Genomic DNA, 22,811 nt, shown 5'->3' on the forward strand with positions numbered 1-22,811 from the left:
CACCGGATCCGCCTCCTCAGGCGGCGAGTTGCGGGTAGAGCCCGGCGAGGTCGCCGGCCAGCCCGGCCTTGACCCGGCGCGACAGGTCGTCGGCCAGCACCTCGTACGCGTCGGCCTCGATCCCGTCCAGCGCCTGCGCGGCGACGTCGGCGGGGTTCGCCTTCGGCCCGGCGACCGCCGCCGTCATGTCGGTGTCCACATAACCGACGTGCAGGCCGGTCACGTTGATCCCGCGCGGCTTCAACTCCAGCCGCAGCGAGTTGGTCTGCGACCACAGCGCCGCCTTGGACGCGCTGTACGAGCCGGCCAGGCCCAGCCAGGAAAGCACCGAGTGCACGTTGAGGAGGTGGCCCCCGCCGTTGCGCTCGATCACCGGCACGAAGGCGCGGGCGGTGAGCAGCGGTCCGTAGAAGTTGGTCTCGAACTCCCGGCGCACGTCCTCCACCGGAGCATCGAGGAAGGAGGCGCTGACGGCCGCACCCGCGTTGTTGATCAGGACGGTGACGTCCTGCGCCTGTGCGGCGGCCGCCGCGACCGAGGCCGGGTCGGTGACCTCCAGCGCCAGCGGCACGGCCTCCGGGTGGGTGACCGTCCGCGGGTCGCGGGCGGTCGCGTAGACCTTGCGCGCACCGCGCTCGTACAGGGCGTCGACCATCGCGCGGCCGATGCCGCGGCTGCCGCCGGTGACGAGGACGACGGAGTCCTTGATCGCGGTCATGAAAAAGCTCCCCTCGGAGGAAACCGATCGGTTTCCACAAAAGGTAAACCGATCGGTTTTCGTACGCAAGGAGGCCGTGGCACAACCCGCCTAGGCTGGAAGGAGACCGGTAGCAGAGCGAGGTGTTGCACGATGCTGCAGGAGAACGAGCACTGGTCGTCCGCGTACTGGGAGGTCTCCGAGGGCCGGGCGGAGGAGTTCGTCGAGCGCTGGCAGGAGTTCCTCACCTGGACGAAGGCCGAGGCCGAGGGCTTCTTCGGCGCCCGCCTGATCCGCTCCCTCGGCGACCCGTACCACTTCGTGTCCTTCGCCGCCTGGCGCGACGTCGACGCCATGCGCAGCTGGCAGAGCCGCCCCGAATTCGCCGAACGCTTCGGCGCCTGCCACGCCCTGTGCAAGAACGTCAGGAGCGGCGGCTTCGAACTGGCCGTCTCGATCTGACCGGGCGCCGCTCCCCGGCACCGCCCGGCCGCGGGCGCGGCCGTGCCTCAGTGCGTCCCGGCCGTGCGCAGCACCGCCAGCACCAGCGTCCTCGCCACCTGCACCGTCTCCCGCACGGAGACCTGCTCCCGCGGGCTGTGCGCCAGCCGTACGTCGCCCGGGCCGAACTGCAGGGTCGGCACGCCCGCGGCCGCGTACAGCCGCAGGTCGCTGCCGTAGGGTGCGCCGCGTTCGGGCAGCCGCGGGCCGCCGACCGCATCGGCGTGCGCGTCCCGGACGAGGTCCCGCAGCGGGTGCCCCGCCGCCAGCCGCCCGCTCGCGAACTGCCCGCCCGACCACAGCACCGCAGCCGGGTGCTCCCGCAGCCAGGGGTCGGCCGCGCAGGCCTCAGCCACGCACCGCTCCAGGGCCGCCCGGGCCTCGGCCGGGTCCTCGCCGAGCCGCACCCCCAGCCTGCCCTCCGCCACCAGGAGGTCCGGCACACTGCTCGCCCAGTCCCCCGCGCGGAGCGTGCCGACCGACAGCGCGTACGGGATCGGGTGCTCCGCCATCACCGGGTCCGGATCGGCGTTGCGCACCGCCTCCAGCCGGGCCAGCGCGGCGTGGATCGGCAGATAGGCGTCGATCGCACTGGCCCCCTCGTCCCGGGTGCTCGCGTGCGCGGCCCGGCCGGACACCTCGATCCGGAAGGTCAGCGCACCCGCGTTGGCCGTCACCAGGGCGCCGCCGGTCGGCTCGGTGATCAGACAGGCGTCGCCGGAGTACCCGCGCTGCAGGGTGCCGAACGCGCCGAGCCCGCCGTCCTCCTCGCCGACCACGAAGTGCACCGCGACCCGGCCGCGGAGCCGCGACCCGCTCGCCCGGATCGCCTCCAGTGCCGCCAGGTGCGCCGCCAGCCCGGCCTTCATGTCGCAGGCCCCGCGGCCGTGCACGGTGTCGCCGACCGCCCGCGGCACGAACGGGTCGCCCACCCAGTGCGCGGGATCGCCCGGCGGGACGACGTCCACGTGCCCCTGCAGCACCACCGTCGGGCCGTCCGTCCCGCCCGTGGTGCCCACCAGCCCCCAGGCCTCCTCGCGCGGTGCCTCCGTGCCGGGGAAGTCCGGGTGCGCCCGCAGCGCCGGCAGGTCCATCGGCCACAGGTCGGTCTCCAGCCCCAACCGGTCGAGCCGGCCCGCCAGATGGTGCTGGATCTCCGACTCCGCGGCGCTCCCGGTCACGCTCGGGATCGCGATCAGCTCGAGGAGCGTGCGGGCGACGGACGCCTCGTCCACGGCCGCCAGGGCGGCGGCCTCCTCCGCGGTCAGGGCTGCAGTCATCGGCGGGCCTTCCGTCCGTACGGGATCGCGCGTGCCGGACAGCCTCTCACCCCGTCCGGCGGTCCTCACCCCGCGGCAGCACCCGCCGCCAGGTCGGCCGCACCGAAGCCGACCGAGAACCGGTGGCACCAGATCACCGCACTGCGGACCTTCGACAGGTCGGTGCCGGCCGGCACGGCGTAGTTCTGGTTGCCGATGTTCCCCTTCAGCCGGTCGAGTTCGACGGCGCCGTCGCCGAGCGAGTCCAGCCGCGACTCGGCGGCCGGACGGGTCGACAGGTACACCCGGACGTCCGGCCCCTCCGAGGTCCGCAGGTCCTCCAGCCGCAGCACCACTCCGCCGTCCGCCAACCGCACCAGCCGGGCCGTCCCCGTCGTGGTGTGCTCACCCGACACGAACCCGCCCCGCGCCAACTCCACCGGCCCCGCCACCGGACTCCCCGCCGCGGACGGCGCAGCGGCGACCGACGGCAGCACCTCGTCCACCGCCGTACTCGTGAACGCCTTCCACGGCGCGAACAGGTACACCCCGAACGCGACCCCCACCACCACGACCACCGCCACCAGCACGGCCACCCTGCGGCCCACCACACCCCGCCCCGACATCGTCACCCTCCCACCGAAACCCACTACGACACCCCATACCTACCGCCCGCCCCCGCCCCCGACCACCCCCACCCCCCACCGGTAAGACTCCCGTAACCCCCTCCGCCACGGTGCCCGCTCTCCTCGGACCCGCACCGTTCGACGGTGCCCGGCATCCCGGGCCGGCGGTGGCACGCCTGCACCGGACGGGCACACCTCCGCCGCACACTGCGCCGACTTCTGCTCAGCTCGCCCGAACCTCCTTCGGCTCGCCACGATCCGGGGGCGGTCGCGGGGTCTGACCTGCGGTCAGAGGGGCACCGGGTGCACCGGCCGGGCAGCGGGGGCGCTAGGTTGCTGACCGACCATCTGATGAGCCGTACGGCCGGAGTCGGGACGAAGGGACGGGTGCCATGGTGGAGGGTCTGCTGCTGGATGAGCGCTACGAGCTGCTGGAACGGCTGGGCAACGGCGGGCCGGGCGAGCGGTGGCGGGCGCACGACCGGCAGCTCGGCGCCTCCGTGGTGGTGACCGTGCTGGCGGAGGCCGGCGCCGATCCTGCGGACGCCGAGCGGCTGACCGCCGCCGCCCACGCCGCGAAGGAGCGGGCCGAGCACCCCAATCTGGCGGCCGTCCTGGACGGCGGGCGGGACGGGGCGACCGGCACCGTGTTCGCGGTCTCCGAGCAGGTCGAGGGCCGCACCCTGGACGAGGTGCTGGTCGCCGAGGGGGCGCCGAACCCGGGCCGGGCCGCGGACTGGGCCCGGCAGATCTGCGCCGCCCTGGCCGCCTCGCACGCCGTCGGCGCAGTCCACCGCGACCTGCGCCCCGGCCATCTCGTCCTCACCGCGGACGGCACGGTCAAGCTGCTCGGCCTCGGCATCGCAACGGCCGACCCCGGGCAGGCGGCCGGCGGGGCCGGAGCGCTGTCCGGGGTGCCGTGGATGTCGCCGGAGCTGGTGCGCGGCGCCGAGGAGATCGATCAGCGCAGCGACCTGTACGCGGCCGGCTGCCTGATGTACCAACTGTTCACCGGCAGAACGCCGTTCGGGCACCGCGAGCCCACCGTGCAGTTCGGCGCGCACCTGCGCGAGACTCCGGCGCCGCCGAGCCGGCACCGGCCCGGACTCCCGGCCGGGCTGGACGAGCTCGTCCTGCAGCTGCTCGCCAAGGCCCCGGAGGAGCGCCCGGCGGACGCCGGCGAGGTGCTGGCCCGGCTCGACTCCCTCGCACCGCAGCTCGCCGCCGCGGGCACCGACGCGGCCCTGTTCGGCCTCACCGCACCTGCACCCAACACACCTGCGGCACCGCCGGTTCCGGGATTCCCGGCCGCCTTCCCCGCTGCCGCCTTCCCCGCTGCCGCCGCAGCCGCTGCGCCGGTGCCGCCGGCCGCCCCGGTTGCGCAGCCCGCGTTCGACCCCTGGGAGGAGGACGAGCGCGGGTCGTGGTGGCGCGGTTCGCCGGGCCGCCGCGCGGGCCTGGTCGCCGGCAGTGCGGCGCTCGCGCTCGCCCTGGTGTCGGGCGTCACCTGGGCGGTGAGTTCGCAGGGCGGCACGGAGGGCGGAGCCAAGGCGGCAGCCTCGGCTGGTGCGTCCGGGGCAACCGGGACGACCGGGGACGACGCCGGCGCGACCGGGGAGGTCCCCGCGGCGGACGGCACGGCGGTGGACGGGACTTCGGCCGCCCCGTCGGGTGCGTCCACGTCCGCCGGTGCGACCGGAGCCTCGTCCCCGGGCGCCCCGGCCGACGGCACCGCGCCCGGCACGACGGGCGCACCGGGCACGTCCGGGCCGTCCGGCACCCGGCCCGGCACGACCCCGGCCCCGGGGACGACGCCGGGCACCGGCTCCACGCCCACCACGGCCGCCCCGGTCAAGGCTCCCCCGTCGCCCGCGACTTCGGCGGCGACGTACGGCTGCAGCGGCGGGCTGGTCGGCAGCTACCCGGTGACCACCCCGGCTGGGGTGATCTTCGGCTACTTCTACATCTGGTTCGACGCCTCCAGCGGCAAGAACTGCGCCGCCACCATCAAGACGGTCAACAGCGGCTACGGGACGGCGTCCGCGGTGAAGGCGAGCATCAGCCGGTGCACCCAGACCGCCCCGGCCGCGAACTGCACCAAGGTGGCCGGCACGACCGCCACCGACCAGGGCAGCTTCGCGAAGTTCGCCGGCCCGGTGCGGGTCGCCGCGGTGAAGATCTGCATCAACGGCTACGGCAGCATCACCTGGGCCGGCCAGACGGCCACCACGGCCTCGCTCGGCAACCGTGCGGTGCACTGCGGTTGAGCCCACCGATGGCCTGAACGCAGCCGCCCCCGGCACCCGACGGGTGCCGGGGGCGACGCGCGTGGAGCCGGGTCAGCCGCGGCGGGCGGCGGTGACCAGGGCGGCGACGTGGCCGACCGCGTCGGCGACCGGCACCCGGACGGTCTCGCCGGTGGCGCGCTCGACGACCTCGACCAGCCCCTCCTTCAGGCCGCGCGGGCCGACGGTGATCCGGTACGGGATGCCGATCAGCTCGGAGTCGGCGAACTTCACGCCGGGGCGCTCGTCCCGGTCGTCCAGCACGGTGTCCACCCCGGCGGCGCGCAGGTCGGCGTAGAGGCTCTCGACGACCTTGGTGGTCTCCTCGTCCGCCTTGCCGATCGGCACGACGACCACCTCGAACGGGGCGACGGAGACCGGCCAGACGATGCCCTTGTCGTCGTGGTGGGCCTCGACGACGGCGGCGATCGCCCGCTCGACACCGATGCCGTAGCTGCCCATGATGGGCTTGATCCGGCCGCCGTCCGGGCCCAGCACGGTGATGTCCAGCGCCTCGGTGTACTTGTAGCCGAGCTTGAAGATGTGGCCGACCTCGACGGTGCGGACCACCTGCAGCGGCTCGCCGCAGGTCGCGCAGGGCTCGCCGGCGGAGATCTCCCGGAAGTCCGCCCACGCGGTGGCGGTGATGTCCCGGTCGACGTCGACGCCGCTCAGGTGCACGCCGTCGCGGTTGGCGCCGGTGGTCATCGACCGGCGGCCGCGCAGCGCCTCGTCCACCAGGACGGGGACGCCCTCGACGCCGACGGCGCCCAGGCTGCCCGGGGAGGCGCCGAGCGCCTCCTTGATCTCCTCGGGGGTGGCGGGGCGCACCGCGCGGGCCGCGGTGGCGTCGATCAGCTTCTGCTCGACCAGGGCGTGGTCGCCGCGCATCAGCACCAGGGTGAGGCGGCCGTCCACGACGTACACCAGGGTCTTGATCTGGCCGGCGGCAGGCACGCCGTGACGGCTCGTCAACTCCTCGATGGTGCGCGCCTCGGGGGTGTCGAAGGGCTCCGGGGCTGCGGGGCCCTCCGGGTCCTCGACGGGCGGCAGGGCGGCGGCGGCCTTCTCCATGTTGGCGGCGTAGTGGCAGGCGGTGCAGTGCACGACCAGGTCCTCGCCGGCCCCGGTGGGCGACATGAACTCCACGGAGGCGGAGCCGCCCATGCTGCCGCTGGACGCCTGCACGGGGATGGCGGGCACGCCGAGCCGGGCGAAGATGCGGGTGTACGCCTCGTGGTGGAGGTCGAAGGAGCGGTCCAGCCCGGCCTGGTCGAGGTCGAAGCTGTAGGAGTCCTTCATGGTGAACTCGCGCACCCGCAGCAGACCGGACTTGGGCCGCGGCTCGTCGCGGAACTTGGTCTGGAACTGGTACCACATCTGCGGCAGTTGGCGGTACGAGGCGAGTTCGTCGGCGAGCGTGGTGAAGATCTCCTCGTGCGTCATGCCGAGGGCGATGTCGGCGCCCTTGCGGTCCTTGACGCGGAACATCTCGTCGCCCATCACCTCCCAGCGGCCGGAGCGCTGCCAGATCTCGGCGGGGTGCATCGCCGGGAGCAGCCACTCCTGCGAGCCGATCCGGTCCATCTCCTCGCGCACGATCCCGACGACCTTCGACCGCACCCGGACGGCGAGCGGCAGCAACGAGTAGTGCCCGGCCATCAACTGGCGGACGAATCCGGCCCGGACGAGCAGCCGGTGGCTGGCCGCGTCCGCGTCGGCCGGGTCCTCGCGCAGCGTGGGTGTGTACATCTGGGACCAGCGCATATCTGTCTTTCCTGTCCGGTTGTCAGAACTGTCCGGTGGGCGGCGGATCGGCACCCGGGCCGGCGTCCGCCCTGCCGCGAGCCGGCGGCGGGCGAAGTGAACGCTAGCGGATGCCGCCGGGCGGGCGGGGGGGCGGACGCCGGGCGCCGGCCGGGCGGCCGGGGCGTGGGCCGGTGCGCGGGCGTTCAGCGCCGGCGACCGCGGACGGGGGCGGGCAGCGGCGGCGCAGCGTCCCGACCACCCGAAGACATGATCGAACAACTGCGCCGACCGAGTGAAGTCGACACGCCCCGCGCGTCACCGAAAACCTCGGATACGAAGAATCCCGGAACCGCGCCGAATTCGGCGATGTTTTCGCTCCGCAGGCGACTGATCATTTCAACGGGAATGCAGGCGATATTCCGGCGAAACCGATCACCGAAAGTGCCCGGTTGCTTGCTCGGCGTCGTCGGGCCGCCGTAGTGTCCAGCTCCGTCGGACAACCGTCCGACGGGGCCGGCCGGCCACGGCCGGCCCGACCGAACCGTACGGAGAATGGATCCACATGATCGACATGTCCGCCCTGGAGACCGAGACCGCCGAGCTGCTCCCGAAGCGGGAGGCGCTGAGCCGCTTCACCCTCAACCTCCACAAGACCACGGTCATCAAGCACGCCGCCGTCTACGCGGAGAACACCTCGGTCGCGTACAACGACCACTCGTGGGACTCCCTGGCGGCGTCGGAGGCGAAGCAGTACATCAGCATCAACCAGTGACGGTGAGCCCGTCACCGACACCCTGCCGGCCCGACCCCACGGCCGGGACGGCATGAGCGGATCAGCGCACGCGGCAGGGCAGCCGCGCAGCGTCCGGCCCCCCGACCGGATTCTCTGACCCGTTCATGGAAAAACCTGCGGAAAGTGTTTCCGGTGGCGCCAGAATCGCCGCCGGAAACACTTTCCGCTCCTCTAACGACTGCCAGCTCGGAAGGTGACGTGACCGAGAGCGGAAAAGGTCTCGGCAGCCCGATCCCCACGGCGGCGGAACACATCGGCACCGTCGGCGACACCCGCCGCCGGGCCGAACCCGACCCGTGGGCGCGACCCGGCGCCGAACCTCCCACCGACCCGCCGCCCGGTGCCGGCCCGAGTCCCCGGTCCGGACCGCAGACCGCGGCCGTCCCCCCGCCGGCCCCCGGCGGACCCCCGCAGCCCGCCGCCGGTCTCGTCCTCCAGGGCGAGTACCAGGACTCGGGTTTCACCACCCCGCGGTACCTCGTCCGGCGGGCCGACGGACAGATGGTCCAGCTGACCCGGCTGCTCTACCTGGTGACCGGCGCCATGGACGGCACCCGATCCCATGCGGAGATCGCCCAGCTGGTCAGCGGCCCATCCGGTCTCGAGCTCGGGGCGGAACACATCGCCCACCTCGTCGAGCACAAGCTCCGCCCCATGGGCCTGGTCGCCGCGCCCGACGGCTCCGGCGCCAGGACGCCCCTCCCGGTCACCGACCTGCTGCTCGCCCTCCGGGCGCACAAGGTCCTGCTGCGGCCCCCGTCGGTGAACACCGTCGCCGCCGCCCTCGGCTGGCTCCACCGGCCGGCCGCCGTGGTGACCGTCCTGCTGCTGACCGCCGCAGCCGACGTCTGGCTGTTCGCCGCGCACGGCGCGATGACCCCCGTCCTGCACACCGTGCAGCAGCCCGCGCTGCTGCTCGCGGTCCTCGGCCTCACCCTCCTGTCCACCGTGTTCCACGAATTCGGGCACGCCTCGGGCTGCCGGTACGGCGGCGGCCGGCCGGGCTGCATCGGCTGCGGCATCTACCTGGTCTGGCCGGCCATGTACACCGACGTCACCGACGTCTACCGGCTGCGCAGGCCGGCCCGGCTGCGGACGGACCTCGGCGGCGTCTACTTCAACGTGGTGTTCATCGCCGCGCTGTTCGCCGCCTACGCCGCGACCGGGCAGGACTTCCTGCTCGCCGCCGTCTACCTGGCCCACTTCGAGATCGTCGAACAGCTGCTGCCGGTACTCCGCTTCGACGGCTACTACATCCTCGCCGACCTGGCCGGCGTCCCCGACCTGTTCGGGAAGGTCGGGCCGATCCTGCGCAGCATGATCCCCGGCCGCCCCGCCCCGCCCGAGGTGGCCGGGCTGAAACGGTCGTCGAGGATCACCGTCACGGCCTGGGTGGTGACCATGGTCCCACTGCTGACCGTCCAGATCGGCTACGTGCTGTGGAACCTGCCGCGGCTGGTGCGGACGGGCGTGCGCTCCTTCGGCGACCAGATCTCCGGCGCCGCCTCGGACCTCTCGGAGGGAGCCCTCGCCTCCGCGGCGCTCGGCGTGATCGGCGCCGTGATGCTGCTGCTGCCGACCGTCGGCCTGCTGTACCTGACGGTCAAGCTGGCCCGACGGGGCGGGCAGGCGCTGGCCCGGGCGCACCGCAGCAGGCGCGGCCGGGCGGTGCTCCTGCTGGTGGCGGCCGCCTGCACCGGCGCACTGCTGGCCCTCGCCTGGGGACAGCGGGCGACCCCGGCACCGCTCGCCCCCCGGCCACCGCCGGCCCCCGCCCCCGCCCCCGCGCCGACCGGCCGGACCGAGCTCTCGGTCACCCCGTCCGCAGCGCTCACCGACCCGCCGTCCGCCGCGGCTCCGACCGGTGCGGCCTCCACGACTCCCACCGCGGAGCGGAGTCCGGGCGCCGCCACCGCACGGCCGGGGGCGCGCCGAAGCACCCGGCCCGGCGCCACCCCGGCCGCCGCACCGCGCACCACGGCCTCCCCGGCCGTCACGCCGTCGACCACCACCACACCGTCGGCCACCACACCGTCGACAGCGACGCCTTCGGCCTCCGAGCCCTCCGCGACCGGATCCCCGGAGACCGGCGCCCCTGCCGGCTCGGCCACTCCGACCGCTCCGGCGGCCACCGCATCGACCGCCCCCGCCCCGACCGACCCCAGCACCGCAGCCACCCCCTGACACCTCTTCATGGAGCCTCTCGTGAACCGATCGCACCCCAAGTCCCCGTCCCACCGCCTCGCACGGCTGTTCCGCTCGGGACAGCTCGTCCCGGCCGCGGCCGCGGCGGTGCTGCTGGTCGGGCCGGCCGCCGGCACGGCGGACGCCTCACAGGTCCGCTGGGAGCGGACCCACGCGGTCAGCGTGGCCAACCCGCTGCGCACCGACGACACCGAGGTCGCCTTCGAGATCCGCCAGTTCGGTCGGACGGCCGGGATCTCCGTGGACAACCGCGCGCTGGCCACCGCCCGCTACTGCAGTGCCGAACAGCACTGCCGGTCCGTCGCGCTGTCCTTCCAGATCGTCACCGCCGGCGGCAGCCAGGTGAAGGTCGACGCGGACAACAGCAGCAAGGCCACCACCACGCACTGCACCGGCTGCGAGGCCGTCGCCGGCGCCTACCAGTTCGTCATCAACACCCCGCAGCCCGTCCGGCTCGGCCAGGACGCACTGCGCCAACTCGCCGCGGTGGAACGGACCGTGCGCTCGGCCGCCCGGACCCAGGACCCGGAGCAGCTGAAGGCCACCGTCGACGGCCAGGTCGCGAAGATCGAGGAGATCCTCGGGGCCGCCGTGTCCGCCCAGGCGTCCGAGCCGGCCGGCCCCTCCGCCAGGGGCTTCGCCCCGAACTCCGGGGTGACGGTGCACCGCATGCTCGACGGCTGGCCCGGCGCGAACGGCTGACGCCCCTGATCATGCGTGGGTACGCCCCGAGGGGCGCGGGGAACTGCGCAATCCGGATGCGGGACACCGCCCGGATCACGGCCGGCCCCTGGTCGCCGGCGGCGCCGCGGTCGAGCCGCGGACGACCAGCCCGGTCGGCAGCGTCCGGCGCTGCGGCTGCGCCTCGCCGTGCACCGCGGCGAGCAGCGCCTCGGCGGCCGTCCGGCCCTTGGTCTCCATGTCCTGCCGGACGGTCGTCAGGCCGGGGCGGGTGCGGGCGGCCTCCGGCAGGTCGTCGAAGCCGACGACCGACACCTCGCCGGGCACGTCCACCCCGAGGTCGCGGAGGCCCTCCAGGGCGCCGAAGGCCAGGATGTCGGAGAGCGCCAGGATCGCCGTCGGCCGGACCGCGCGGGCCATCCAGTCCCGGGCGGTGCGGTGGCCGTCGGCACGGCTGATCGGCACCTCGGCCAGTTCGACGTCGGCGAGGGTCAGGCCGGCCTCGGCGAGGCCGTCGGCGACCCCGGCGAGCCGCCGGGCGAGCGGGCTGGGCCGGTAGCCGAGTTCCTCGGCGACGGCCAGGATGCGCGCCCGGGTGGCCCGCGACAGCTGGTCCGGGCTGTTGAACGCGAACGAGACCGCGGTGCGGGACACCCCCGCCGCGGCCGCGACGTCGCCCGCCGTCGGCTTGCCCCGCCGCCGGACCGGCCCGCCGTCCGCCATCGCTCCCGCTCTCCTCTCCTCCGTCCGCCGGCTGCCCCGCGCGTCGGCGGGCGGAGGTCTACCCCCGACAGTGAGGGGGCCGCACCGGCGCCGCCTCAGGAGCGGCGGCGGGGCTTCCCGCGCTTGGCGCCGGACGCGCTTCCGGAGCCGGTGCGCGAGCGGCCGCCCGCCGCCTTGCCACCACCGGCGGACTTACCGGCGCCGCCCGTCCTGCTGCCGGCCTGCGCCTTGCCGCCGGCCTGGGCCTTGCCGCCGTTCTGCGTCCTGCCGCCCGCGGCGGGACGCTGCTGCCGGCCGGACGTGGCGTCCTTCGCCCGGTCGGCGGGCTGGGTGCGGCCGCGCGAACTGTTGACCGTCCGGCCCCGGACGATGCCGATGAACTCCTCCACCAGGTCCGTCGTCCGGTCCTGGGGCCAGGAGAGGGCGATCTGCGACTGCGGGGCGTCGGTGAGCGGCCGGTAGGTGAGGTCCCTGCGGTGGTGCAGGCGGGCGAGCGACTGCGGCACCACCAGGAGCCCGATCCCCGCGGCGACCAGCTCGATCGCGTCCGCCGTGGTGGCGGGACGCTCGAAGGCGGGCAGGCCCGGCAGGCCCTCCCAGGCCAGGGTGTCGTCCAGCGGGTGCAGCACGATGTCCTCGGCCAGCTCGCCCGTGGTCACCTCGTCGGCCGCGGCCAGCCAGTGGTCCTTGGGGAACACGACCACCGTGGTCTCGGTGTACAGCGGGATCGCGTTCAGCACCGCCTTGTCCACCGGCAGCCGGACGAGACCGGCGTCCGCGCCGCCGTCCTGCAGCACACCCGCGCCCTCGGCCGCGGCGACGGCCACCAGCGCCAGCGGGACGTCGGGCAGCCTCTCCCCCCAGACGCGCACCCACTTGGCCGGGGTCACACCCGGAACGTACGCCAGCCGGAAGGAGGAGGGGGCAGCCTGCATGTCAGTCACGCAGCCCAGGCTACCCACCGTGATCGGGGCGGGCACAAACTCGCTTACCCTTGTCACCATGACATCGCGCAAGCCCAAGACGATCCAGACGATGAAGCCCGCGACGGCGGCCAAGAAGCTGGGCGTCTACCTCGAGGCCACCCCTGCCGAGTTCCAGGAGGGCGTGGTCTCCCGTGACGAGCTGAACGCGCTGCAGGCCGAACCGCCCGTGTGGCTCCAGGAGCTGCGCCGCAACGGCCCGCACCCGCGCCAGGTCGTCGCGGACCGGCTCGGCGTCTCCGTCTCCGGCCTCGCCCGCGGCGGTGTCACCGAGGCGCTCACCACCGAGCAGATCGACGCCCTCAAGGCCGCCGAGCCCGAGTGGCTGCAGCGCGAGCGCGCCACCCAGGCCGAGGTCCGCCGCGAGACCGTGCGGATCAAGGAGAAGCAGAAGCAGCAGGCCGCCGCCCGCAACGGCCGCTGAGGCCGCGCGCCGCACTGCACGGCACCGCACGGGCCCGTCCGGCACCCGCCGGACGGGCCCCGCGCATGCCGGGGCCCAGCCCTTGAGCCGCGGGGCCCCCACCGCCCCGGACGGAGAGGGCGGGAGCCCCGCGGCACGTGCGGTCAGCAGGTGCCGTCGTCGCGCCAGACGGCCCAGGAACCGGGGTCGTTCGGTGCTGCACCGGTGGAGTAGTAGGTGGCGGTGTACTTGTGGCCCGCATAGGCGACGGTCTCGCCGGGGACGTAGGACCTGGTGGAGCTCCAGGGCGCCGGGCAGGCCGTCCCGCCGCCTCCGCCGCCGGTGGTGGCGGTGGTCGCGGTGACGGCGGCGGACTGGGTGCCCGCCTTGCCCGCGGAGTCGACCGCGGCGACCGTGTAGCGGTACCCGGTGGCGGCGGTGAGCCCGGTGTCGGTGTAGGAGGCGCCGGTGGCCGTGCCGACCTTGGTGCCGCCGCGGTAGACGCTGTACGAGGAGGCGCCGGAGACGGCCGTCCAGGCGAGCGAGACGCTGGTCGCGGTGGTGCCGGTGGCTTGCAGGCCGGTGGGGGCGGGCAGGGTGGTCGTACCGCCGCCACCGCCGGAGCCGCCGCCCGAGCCGACGAACTTCCAGGTGATCCCGGAGACCACGCCGAGGTTCAGGTCGGCGAGCTTCTGGAACGCGGTCTTGCTGAGGTCGATGTGCTCGGCGCTGCAGGACGGGCACTTGTCCTTGACCGGGACGGTGATCGTCCTGCCGTTGTAGGAGACCTCCACGGAGATGCCCTTGCAGAGGTCGTCGTTGTTCGGGTTGGCCGACGTCCACCAGGACGTGGAGACGGCGACCAGGTCCTCGGCGGCCGCGTTGATCGCCGTGCCGCAGGCTCCGTAGCCGGCGTCGTCGTACCAGGTCATCTTGCCGGTCCTGGACTCGCCGACCGGGATGGAGGCCAGCGCCGATCCGATGCCGAACACCGTGAGCATCAGGGCGCCGACCAGGGCGGCGATCCACCGCCGGCGTATCCGTTTGGGAGCGGAGTGCACGCGTCCTCCTGGAGGGATGGGGATGGCGTCTCGTCGTGCCGGCAGGTCCGCACACAGCCCCGACTGACTGACCATCATCAATAACGAACCCGGCCCGTCCGGTCAACGCCCCTCCGCTGCAGGCGGCTTGGGCGCGCCGGGCCTCCTCGGGGCCCGGCCTCCGATGTTTCCACAGGTCACGGCGGTCGGGGTGAGGGCGGGCCGGCGCCGCGGGTCCCACGCGGACGGAACAGCCTTATGCCGCCGTTAAGTTCGCCACAAGGTAGTGGTCTCGACCTCTCCCCGGCCCCCGCCCACTCGAATCACCCGGGTCCGGCCGGGCTGCGGGGCGGCCCCGAATGGAATCCGAATGGAATCCGGGCGGCCCGCGCCCGGCCTCGTACGGCACCCGAACAAGGCACGCCGTCCTGCAGCACACCCGGCCGCGGACGTGCGCCGACCTGCCCGTTCACCCGATCCCCCCTGCCCCGGGGCACGGTCACCGACCGCTTGCGGTGACGCCGGTCGCCTCCCGGGACGGGCGTGGTTGCGCGGCCCGAGCCTTGACGCCGGGATTGGTCCACACCATGTTGTGGCCCCGACCCGGCGCGGACGCCCCGCCTCCCCGGCCTCCGCCGGCTCCGCGCCGGTCGCCCCACCTCCCCCACCCCCCCGGAGGTCCCGTGTGCTTCCGAAACCGCCTGCCGGCCACGGCCGGCCTCCGGACAGGGCCCGGGCCGCCGAACCGAAAGGAGACGCCGTGCGCATCGGGAGGGCCAGAACCCTGCTGCTCGGCACGGTCACCGCCGCGGTGGTGCTCGTCGCGACGGCCGTACCCGGCCAGGCCTCGATCACCTTCCAGAACGCCGGCACCCTGGCCGGCTGGGACTCGGTCGGCCGCGAACACCTGGGCACCGTCGACCAGGTGGCCGCACCGGCCCTCGCCGGCAGCGAGGCACTGAAGTTCACCCAGACCTACGACCCGGCCTGGACGGGCCGCTACCACTCCGAGGTCACCAGGAAGGGTGTCGCACAGCGCGGCACGCACCGGTACTACTCGTACGCCTTCCGGCTCTCCGACGACTGGGAGTTCGCCTGGAACAGCGGCAGCGTGATGCAGATGATCACCGTCTTCAAGGGGTGCAGCAACTGGGTGCCGACCTTCATGGACGCGGTGGAGAACGACGACTTCCTGCTGCACCTGCGCACCGGTGACCTGTGCGCGCCCACGACCACCAAGTTCCGGGTCGCCAAGCTGGAACGCGGGAAGTGGTACCGGGTCGTCCACGACATCACCTTCGCCAGCGACAACACCGGCCGGTACCGCGTCTTCCTCAACGGCACCCAGGTCTTCAGCCGGACCGGCCGGCCCAACATGGTCGCCTCCGACAGCCCGATGGACTGGCGGGTCGGCCTCTACATGGGCAGTTGGGCCAAGGACGCGCGCGGCTTCCAGGGCACCCAGAAGACCAAGACCGCCTACATCGACCAGGCCCGGGTCTCCTCCACCTGGGCGGAGGCCAACGGCTGGTTCGGCAGCCCCACCACCCCGCCCACCAGCGCCCGGCCCACCACCGCCCCGCCCACCGGCGCTCCGACCGGGGCGTCCGCCTGGGCACCCGGCACCGCCTACCGGGCGGGCGACCAGGTGTCGTACGGCGGACAGCGCTACCGCTGCACCCAGGCCCACACCTCGCAGACCGGCTGGGAGCCGCCGAACGCCCCCGCGCTCTGGCAGCGCAGCTGAGCCCGGACCGACACTCAAGGAGTTCCGTGAAGAGAAGGACGTTCATCATCGGCAGCGCCGGCCTCGCCGGCGGAGCCGCCGCCGCCTCCTGGGCGGCCATGCCCGCCACGGCCGCGATCGGGTCGGGCTGGACGGAGGTCAGTGCGGACTACAAGGTCCACCAGCCGACCGGCCTGACCCGGCACACCGTCGACGGCACCGGGCTGCACCACTTCTGGCTCAACGACACCGACCCGGTGCTCTGGCCGGACAGCTCCTCCGGACCGCGCAGCGAGATCCGGTTCCTCGACGAGTACACCTCCGGCTCCGCCCAGTTCGAGGCCGACATCAAGGTCGGCACCGGCGCCCACCGGGTCTGCGTGATGCAGGTCTTCGGCGGGGCCACCGCCGCCACCGCCTTCATGGCACTCGCCATGAACTCCGACAGCATCAACTACTACGACTCCGCAACCAAGCTCCACTCCCCCGTGTACGAGCGGTGGACCCGCCTCAACGTCGTCCACGACGCCGACGCCGGCAAGGTCCACGTCTACGTCAACGGGCAGTTGAGGAACACCTTCAACGACCGCGGCAACAACACCCACTACTTCAAGTGCGGCATCTACGGCCGTACCGGGATGTCGCAGCGGACGGACGTCCAGATCAAGAACATCCGGCTCTACCGCAAGAACGGCGGAGCCGCCCCCACGACCGCACCCACCACGACCGTCTCACCCACCTCCTCCCCGACCCGGGGCACCACACCCCCGCCCACCTCGACGGCGGCCGCCGCCTGGACGGCCGGCCGCAGCTACGCCGTGGGCAACCGGGCGACCTACGGCGGCCTGCTCTACAGCTGCCTCCAGGCGCACACCGCGCAGACCGGCTGGGAGCCACCCTCGGCCCCGGCACTCTGGAAGTCGGTCTGACACTCCGGGCCGGCCCGCTCCCACCGGGCCGGCCCGGCCGGACGGGCATTTCCTCCTGCCGCTCCGAGGATCTAGGCTGCTCGCGCCGGGGGGCAGGATGCGAAGGGGTGGTTCACCCAACCATGCTGTTGACATATCAACTTCTCGGTCCCGTCCGGGTCTTCGACGGAGCCGTCGAGCTGGACGCCGGGCCGGCCAAGCAGCGCGCGGTCCTCGCCGTCCTGCTCACCGCCGACGGACGGTTCCTCTCCCGCCGCGAGATCGTCCGCGGCGTGTGGGGCGACCGGCCGCCAGCCACCGCTCCCCAGCTCGTCGCCACCTACGTGGCCCGGCTCCGCAAGACCCTGGAACCGGACCGCAGCCACCGGGCGGGCTCCACCGTGCTGCTCTCCCGCGGCGACTCCTACGCGCTGCCGGTGGACCCCGAACGCCTCGACGCGGCCGTCTTCGAGCAGACCCGGCAGGCCGCCCACCGCCACCACCGCGCCGGCGAAACCGGCCTCTGCGCAGCCGAGTTGGACCGCGCCCTGGCCCTCTGGCACGGCCGGGCCCTGGAAGGCGTCCCCGGCCCGCACGCCGAACTGCACCGCCGGCGGCTGGAGGACCTGCAACTGTCCACCCGGGAGGACCGGTTCGCCCTGCTGCTGGAACAGGGCCGGCACCACGAGACCGTCCCCGAACTCTCCGCCCTGGCCGCGGCCCATCCCTGCCGGGAACGCGTCCGCGCCCTACTCATGCTCGCCCTCTACCGTGCCGACCGGCAGGCCGAGGCACTCGCCGTCTTCCAGGACACCTGGCGGACCCTCGTCGAACAGGCCGGCATCGAACCCGGCACCGAGCTGCGGGACCTCCAGCGGCGCATCCTCGACGGCGACCCCGCACTGCGCCCCGCGCCGGCCGAACCCCCGACCGCAGCACGCCCCGCCCTGTGCCAGATCCCGCCCGACACCGCCGACTTCGTCGGCCGGCGCAGCGAGCTCGCCGCCCTCGGCAGACTCGCCTCGCCCCGCCCGGCGGACCGCACCGCACCGGGCACCCCCACCGCCCCCAGGGTCGCCGTGATCACCGGCCCCGGCGGGATCGGCAAGACGGCGCTCGCCGTCCACGCCGCCCACCGCCTGGGTCACCACTACCCCGACGGCCGGCTGCACGTCCGCCTCGACGGCAGCACCGACCGCCCCGCAGACAGCGCCGACGTCCTCGCCTGTCTGCTGGAGGACCTCGGCGTCCCGTACGACCGGATACCCGCCGACACCGGGCGCCGCATCTCCCTCTACCGCAGCGCCACGGCCGGCCGACGCCTGCTGCTCCTGCTCGACGACGCCGGGCACACCGCCCAGATCGAGCCGCTGCTGCCCGCCTCCGCCGACTGCCTCGTCCTGGTGACCGGCCGCAGCCGGCTCGCCGACGCCCCCGCCCGCACCGTGCTGCGGCTCGGCGCCCTCGACACCGCGGAGGCCCGCGGGCTGCTGCGCAAACAGGTCGGGGCCGACCGGGTCGACGGCGAGGCAGAGAGCGTCGAGGAGGTGCTGGACGTCTGCGCCGGCTACCCGCTCGCCCTGCGGGTGGTGGCGGCCCGGGTCGCCGGGCGCCCCGTCGGGGCCTTCGGCCTGATGGCCCGCCGACTGCGCGACGAGGAACGAAGACTCGGCGAGCTGACCGCCGGCGGCCTGGCCGTCTCGGCCACCCTCCGGGTCAGCTACGACAGCCTGCCCGACGGCGAGGCCGCCTCCGCCTTCCGGCTGCTCAGCGAACTGGAGGTGCCCGACCTCGGCGGCGCCACCGCCGCGGCGGCCCTCGGTGTCCCGGACGACCAGGCCGAGGAGCAGCTGGAGGCCCTCACCGACGCCCACCTCCTCGAGGCCTTCGCGCCCGACCGCGCCACCCGCTACCGCTACCGCTTCCACGACCTGCTGCGGGTCTTCGGCCGGAGCCTCAACAGCCCCGCCGAACGCCGGACTGCGCTCACCGCCGTGCTCGGCCGCCTCACCCGGGCCCACCTGGCCGCCGTCCATGCGGCCGACCTGCTGCTGCGCCCGGGCCACAGCGCCGGCAGCGCCTACCGCGGCCCGGAAACGCCGTACGCCGAGCACGCCTTCGCCGACGCCCACGAGGCACTGCGCTGGCTGGAGGCGGAACGCGGCGCCGTCGTCGCCGCCGCCCTGCAGGCCGCCGCCACCGGCACCGTCGAACCCGGCGTCCTGGCCGAACTGACCACCCGCCTGCGGGCGTTCCTCCAGCGGCGCGGCCACTGGCAGGACTGGGAGCGGCTCGCCCGGGCCAGCGTGCAGCTCGCCCAGGACGGGCCCGAGGCCGATCCCGCCGCCGAGGCCGTCGGGCGGCTCGAACTCGGCACCCTGGCCGCCGCCCGCCACCAGTACGACACCGCGGTGGACGAACTCCTCGCCTCCATCCGGCTGTTCGCCCGCTCCGGGGACACCGCACGGCAGGCCCGGGCCTACAACAACCTGGGCCTGGCCTACCTGGAACTCGGCCAGCACGGGCCGGCCACCGCCTGCCTGGCCCGCTCGCTCGCCATCCACCAGGCGGGCGACCAGCCGGTGGACGCCGCCATCGCCCTCGACAACCTGGCGCTGCTGCATCTCCGCCGCGGCGCGCTCGACCGCGCCGAGGAGTGCTGCCACCGCAGCATCGGCACCCACGAGGCGAACGGCACACCGGAGTTGGCGTCGGCCGCGCTCAACATCCTCGGCCTGGTCCGCGGCCGGCAGCAGCGGCACACCGAGGCCGTCGACTGCCAGCGCCGCAGCCTGGACCTCGCCCGCTCGCAGGGCAACCTCTACCGGGAGGCCTTCGCCCTGCTCGACCTGGCCGCCGAGCAGGGCCTCGTGCTGCGGCAACGCCTGGGCGACCCGCACGGCACCGCCGCCGCCTTCACCGAGCTCGCCGCCGCCCTGGACGCCGCCGGCCACCCCGACCGCGCCGAGGCCTGCCGCACCGAGGCCGCCACCCACCGGGCGGGCTGACCCGGGCCACCCGTCTGCGGCACTCTCACCGGCCTCCCGCTGCACACAGCAGCGCCGCCCGCAGGTCCGGGCGGGTCGGGCTGCGCCCGGTCAGTCGCCGCTGCGGCACACGTCCGCGGCCTTCATCACGGGCCCTACCCAGGGCCGCCGACGGCCGCGCACCAATGCCGGAAGGGCCGGAGGCTGCTGCCTCCGGCCCTTCCGTCCGTACGCGTTGCGCCGGGACCCTGCGGGATCAGACCGCCGGGGCCGGGTAGGTCGGGTACTCCACGCCGGAGACGTGCTGGACGACCCGGATCACCTGGCACGAGTAGCCGAACTCGTTGTCGTACCAGAGGTACAGGATCGCGTTGTCGCCCTCGACCTTGGTGGCGCCGGCGTCGACGATCGACGCGTGGCGCGAGCCGATGAAGTCGTTCGAGACCGCGTCGGGGGCGGTGGTGAAGTCGATCTGGCGCTTCAGCGGCGAGGTCAGCGACACCTCGCGGAGGTACTCGAGGACGTCCTCGCGAGTGGTCTCGCGGGCGAGCTGCAGGTTGAGGATCGCGATCGAGACGTCCGGCACCGGGACGCGGATCGAGCTGCCGGTGATCTTCGCCTTGAGGTCAGGCAGCGCCTTGGCGACGGCGGAGGCGGCACCGGTCTCGGTGATGACCATGTTCAGCGGCGCGGAGCGGCCGCGACGGTCCGCCTTGTGGTAGTTGTCCAGCAGGTTCTGGTCGTTGGTGAACGAGTGGACGGTCTCCACGTGGCCGCGGAGCACGCCGTACTTGTCCTCCATCGCCTTCAGCGGCGGGACGATCGCGTTGGTGGTGCAGGAGGCGCAGGAGAGGATCTGCTCCTCCGGCTTGATCGTGTCGTGGTTGACGCCGTGCACGATGTTCGGGACGTCGCCCTTGCCCGGCGCGGTGAGCACGACCTTGTCGATGCCGGGGCGGAGGTGCTTCGACAGGCCCTCGCGGTCGCGCCACTTGCCGGTGTTGTCGATCAGGATGGCGTCGTTGATGCCGTACGCCGTGTAGTCGATCTCGGACGGGTCGTTGGCGTAGATCACCTTGATCTCGTTGCCGTTGGCGACGATGGTGCTGTTCGCCTCGTCAACGGTGATGGTGCCCTGGAACTGGCCGTGGATGGAGTCGCGGCGCAGCAGCGAGGCGCGCTTCACGATGTCCTGGTCGCCGCCCTGGCGCACGACGATGGCGCGCAGCCGCAGGCCGTTGCCGGAGCCGGCCTTCTCGATCAGCAGGCGGGCGACGAGGCGGCCGATGCGGCCGAAGCCGTAGAGGACGACGTCGCGCGACCCGGAGCGCTCGATCTTGTTGGCACCAGTGGCACCGACGACCGCCTCGGCGGTGAACTCCTCCACCGACAGGCCGCGGCTGTCCGCCTTGTAGGTGGCGGCGAGCATGCCGATGTCGATCTGGGAGGGGCCCAGGTCGAGGGCGGTGAGGGCCTGCAGGAACGGCAGGGTCTCGGTGACCGAGAGCTCCTCGCCGGCGATCTGGCGGGCAAACCGGTGGGTCTTGAGGATGCTGACCACGGACTTGTTCACCAGGGAGCGGCTGTGAACCAGGACGGTGACGTCCCTCTCCCGGTGCAGTCGGCCGATGATCGGAATCATCGACTCCGCGATCTCCTCGCGGTTCATCCAGTCCGTGAACACGTCGTCGTTGACAGTCACAAGTCCATCTTTCGAGCTAGGAGGGTGCCCCCATGCTAGCTTTCGCCAGATTTGATCACGCGGCCGGTCCCGCTCCCCCGCCCTCCGGCCGACCCCTCCCGGGCCGGTCGCACACGGTGCGCCGTCGCCCGCCGGCCGGGGCGGAACCCGGTCCGGCAGGGGTCCGTCCGGGCCGCCCCCACCCGACACCCTTTGAACAGATGACCCACTCCAGCGCTCATCTCTGTTCAGATAGTGGCCATCGCAGCCGGACACCGCCGCCGGGCTTGCGGAACCGAACACTCCATGTGTTCACTTCACGGACGGACACCCTCGAAGCGCGGGACGACCACCAGCCGATCGGGGACGCTGTGCCGGCCCGTACCGGACCTGGCCGATGCCCGCGGACGCCGCCGGCCACCCGAGCCCGCGCGGCCGGGCAACGGGCTGACTCCGTGGCAAACCTCACAGGCCTCAGCCGGCCGTCACCACCTTGGTCGCCGCCCGCACCTGGGTCTCCACGGCGGCCTTGGCCCCGGCCATGGCGGCGGCGTTGGCGGCGATCGCCTGCTGCTGGTAGCCGGTGTCGACGGCGTACCAGACGCCGACCACGTTGTGGGTGTGGCGGCAGGCCGCGTCCGCCGTGGCCACCTTCACCTCCTCGGGCGTCGGCAGCGGCGTCTTCCGCCACTTCGGGTCGCCCAGCGCCGCGAGCGGGTCCGGGTAGCCGAAGCCGGCGTCCTTCATGCACTGCGACCACTTGCCGAACACCGCCTGCGTCCGCGGGTCGTTCCGCGACTGCTCCAGCGTCGTGAACTTGACGTCGTCGGCGAACTGCGGGTTGCCGATCTCGCCGTCCGCCGCCCCGGTCAGCTCCTTCACCGCTTCGCCGATGCAGCCGCGCTCCGGCACCTTCCGTCCGTTGACGGTCTGCCCGCCGGCGCCGGCCCGCGCCGCGCTGTCCGCGGTGCCCCGCAGCACGAGCTCCGTCTCGGGCGAGAACGACGGACCGCTCGGCCTGGCGGAGGCCCCGGCAGGGACGCCGCCCTCCGGATGGTAGCCCCAGACCGCCATCAGCGCGGCGCTCTGGTGGCCGTAGCGGGCGTCCACCCTGGTGGTGGGAGCGTCGCTGTCCCGGTGGCTCCTGCTCCCGGTCGGCGGGGTGTAGGTGAGGCCGAAGCCGGCCATGCAGTCGACGATCAGCTTCTGCTGGGCCTTCTCGACGGTGCCCAGCTGTGCCGGGGCGAGCAGGTACGGGTCGAGCGGCATCGGCTTCGCATTGGCCGAGTCCAGCTGCGGCGTCTCGGCGACGACGGGCGGCGCCGATGCGGTCTGCACGCTCGCCCTGGGGCTCGGCGGAGCGGCGTCGCCGGGGTTCGGGCCGGTGGCGCTCGCGCAGCCCGCCAGGACCAGCGGCAGCAGGGTGAGGATCACGGCGGAGCGGGACGAACGGCTGGACACAGTCGGAGTCTCTTTCGGAACGGCGCGGCCGGCCGGCCGGATGGACGGGTCGCCCCGGAGGTCGTCACGGGGCGGGTTGTCGTGGGACGGTCCCCGGCCGAGC

Annotated in this window: 18 protein-coding genes; 9 read left to right on the plus strand and 9 right to left on the minus strand. The window is 73.8% G+C overall.

Annotated elements, in window-relative coordinates:
* Positions 1-16 precede the first annotated feature (16 nt).
* Positions 17-718: an SDR family oxidoreductase gene (locus AB0M03_RS29550; RefSeq protein ID WP_363496650.1), complete on the minus strand. Its 702-nt coding sequence runs from the start codon at positions 716-718 to the stop codon at positions 17-19.
* Positions 719-850: 132 nt separating this feature from the next.
* Here AB0M03_RS29550 and AB0M03_RS29555 point away from each other — a divergent pair, with 132 nt between their 5' ends.
* Complete coding sequence (locus tag AB0M03_RS29555) at positions 851-1,159, plus strand: antibiotic biosynthesis monooxygenase family protein (protein ID WP_363496653.1); 309 nt, start codon at positions 851-853, stop codon at positions 1,157-1,159.
* Between the two features lie 47 nt (positions 1,160-1,206).
* Here the strand turns inward: AB0M03_RS29555 and AB0M03_RS29560 are convergent, their stop codons facing one another.
* Complete coding sequence (locus AB0M03_RS29560) at positions 1,207-2,478, minus strand: ArgE/DapE family deacylase (RefSeq protein ID WP_363496656.1); 1,272 nt, start codon at positions 2,476-2,478, stop codon at positions 1,207-1,209.
* A 65-nt stretch (positions 2,479-2,543) separates the two neighbouring features.
* A complete protein-coding gene (locus AB0M03_RS29565; protein ID WP_363496659.1) occupies positions 2,544-3,083 on the minus strand; it encodes a DM13 domain-containing protein in 540 nt (179 codons plus the stop codon).
* A 392-nt stretch (positions 3,084-3,475) separates the two neighbouring features.
* Here AB0M03_RS29565 and AB0M03_RS29570 point away from each other — a divergent pair, with 392 nt between their 5' ends.
* Positions 3,476-5,350, plus strand: coding sequence for a protein kinase (locus tag AB0M03_RS29570; RefSeq protein ID WP_363496662.1), 1,875 nt, complete (start codon positions 3,476-3,478; stop codon positions 5,348-5,350).
* Positions 5,351-5,422: 72 nt separating this feature from the next.
* Here AB0M03_RS29570 and AB0M03_RS29575 read toward each other — a convergent pair whose 3' ends face one another.
* Complete coding sequence (locus AB0M03_RS29575) at positions 5,423-7,135, minus strand: proline--tRNA ligase (protein ID WP_363496665.1); 1,713 nt, start codon at positions 7,133-7,135, stop codon at positions 5,423-5,425.
* A gap of 544 nt (positions 7,136-7,679) precedes the next feature.
* Between AB0M03_RS29575 and AB0M03_RS29580 the strand changes: the two genes are divergently transcribed.
* From AB0M03_RS29580 to AB0M03_RS29590, 3 genes are all read left to right on the plus strand, one after another.
* Positions 7,680-7,889 carry a hypothetical protein gene (locus tag AB0M03_RS29580; RefSeq protein WP_363496668.1) on the plus strand — a complete coding sequence of 70 codons (210 nt, stop codon included), beginning with the start codon at positions 7,680-7,682 and terminating at the stop codon, positions 7,887-7,889.
* 219 nt (positions 7,890-8,108) lie between these two features.
* Entirely contained in the window at positions 8,109-10,094 is a 1,986-nt protein-coding gene (locus AB0M03_RS29585; RefSeq protein WP_363496671.1) for a hypothetical protein, read from the plus strand.
* Positions 10,095-10,115: 21 nt separating this feature from the next.
* Positions 10,116-10,817, plus strand: a complete 702-nt coding sequence (locus AB0M03_RS29590) for a hypothetical protein (RefSeq protein WP_363496674.1) — start codon at positions 10,116-10,118, stop codon at positions 10,815-10,817.
* 75 nt (positions 10,818-10,892) lie between these two features.
* Here the strand turns inward: AB0M03_RS29590 and AB0M03_RS29595 are convergent, their stop codons facing one another.
* Positions 10,893-11,519, minus strand: coding sequence for a LacI family DNA-binding transcriptional regulator (locus AB0M03_RS29595; RefSeq protein WP_363496677.1), 627 nt, complete (start codon positions 11,517-11,519; stop codon positions 10,893-10,895).
* A gap of 95 nt (positions 11,520-11,614) precedes the next feature.
* Positions 11,615-12,463 carry a LysR family transcriptional regulator substrate-binding protein gene (locus AB0M03_RS29600; RefSeq protein ID WP_363496679.1) on the minus strand — a complete coding sequence of 283 codons (849 nt, stop codon included), beginning with the start codon at positions 12,461-12,463 and terminating at the stop codon, positions 11,615-11,617.
* 58 nt (positions 12,464-12,521) lie between these two features.
* On the opposite strand from AB0M03_RS29600, the gene AB0M03_RS29605 reads away from it, so the two are divergent.
* The gene (locus AB0M03_RS29605) at positions 12,522-12,926 is read left to right on the plus strand and encodes a DUF5997 family protein (protein WP_363496682.1); all 405 of its coding nucleotides are present in this window, start codon (positions 12,522-12,524) and stop codon (positions 12,924-12,926) included.
* A gap of 143 nt (positions 12,927-13,069) precedes the next feature.
* Here the strand turns inward: AB0M03_RS29605 and AB0M03_RS29610 are convergent, their stop codons facing one another.
* Positions 13,070-13,966, minus strand: coding sequence for a cysteine/serine endopeptidase inhibitor (locus tag AB0M03_RS29610; RefSeq protein ID WP_363496686.1), 897 nt, complete (start codon positions 13,964-13,966; stop codon positions 13,070-13,072).
* A 739-nt stretch (positions 13,967-14,705) separates the two neighbouring features.
* On the opposite strand from AB0M03_RS29610, the gene AB0M03_RS29615 reads away from it, so the two are divergent.
* The 3 genes from AB0M03_RS29615 (at position 14,706) to AB0M03_RS29625 (ending at position 19,587) form a co-directional block, all read left to right on the plus strand.
* Positions 14,706-15,692 (plus strand): heparin lyase I family protein, encoded by a 987-nt coding sequence (locus AB0M03_RS29615; protein ID WP_363496688.1) that lies wholly within the window; start codon positions 14,706-14,708, stop codon positions 15,690-15,692.
* Positions 15,693-15,718: 26 nt separating this feature from the next.
* Positions 15,719-16,600, plus strand: a complete 882-nt coding sequence (locus AB0M03_RS29620) for a carbohydrate-binding protein (protein ID WP_363496691.1) — start codon at positions 15,719-15,721, stop codon at positions 16,598-16,600.
* Between the two features lie 107 nt (positions 16,601-16,707).
* Entirely contained in the window at positions 16,708-19,587 is a 2,880-nt protein-coding gene (locus AB0M03_RS29625) for a BTAD domain-containing putative transcriptional regulator (RefSeq protein WP_363496694.1), read from the plus strand.
* Positions 19,588-19,822: 235 nt separating this feature from the next.
* On the opposite strand, the gene AB0M03_RS29630 is transcribed toward AB0M03_RS29625, so the two are convergent.
* On the minus strand, positions 19,823-21,268 hold the full coding sequence (locus AB0M03_RS29630; protein ID WP_363496697.1) for a glyceraldehyde-3-phosphate dehydrogenase: 1,446 nt from the start codon (positions 21,266-21,268) through the stop codon (positions 19,823-19,825).
* Between the two features lie 453 nt (positions 21,269-21,721).
* A complete protein-coding gene (locus tag AB0M03_RS29635) occupies positions 21,722-22,708 on the minus strand; it encodes a hypothetical protein (RefSeq protein WP_363496700.1) in 987 nt (328 codons plus the stop codon).
* Positions 22,709-22,811 lie beyond the last annotated feature (103 nt).

The sequence above is a fragment of the Kitasatospora sp. NPDC051914 genome, assembly GCF_040680995.1.
Taxonomy (GTDB): domain Bacteria; phylum Actinomycetota; class Actinomycetes; order Streptomycetales; family Streptomycetaceae; genus Kitasatospora.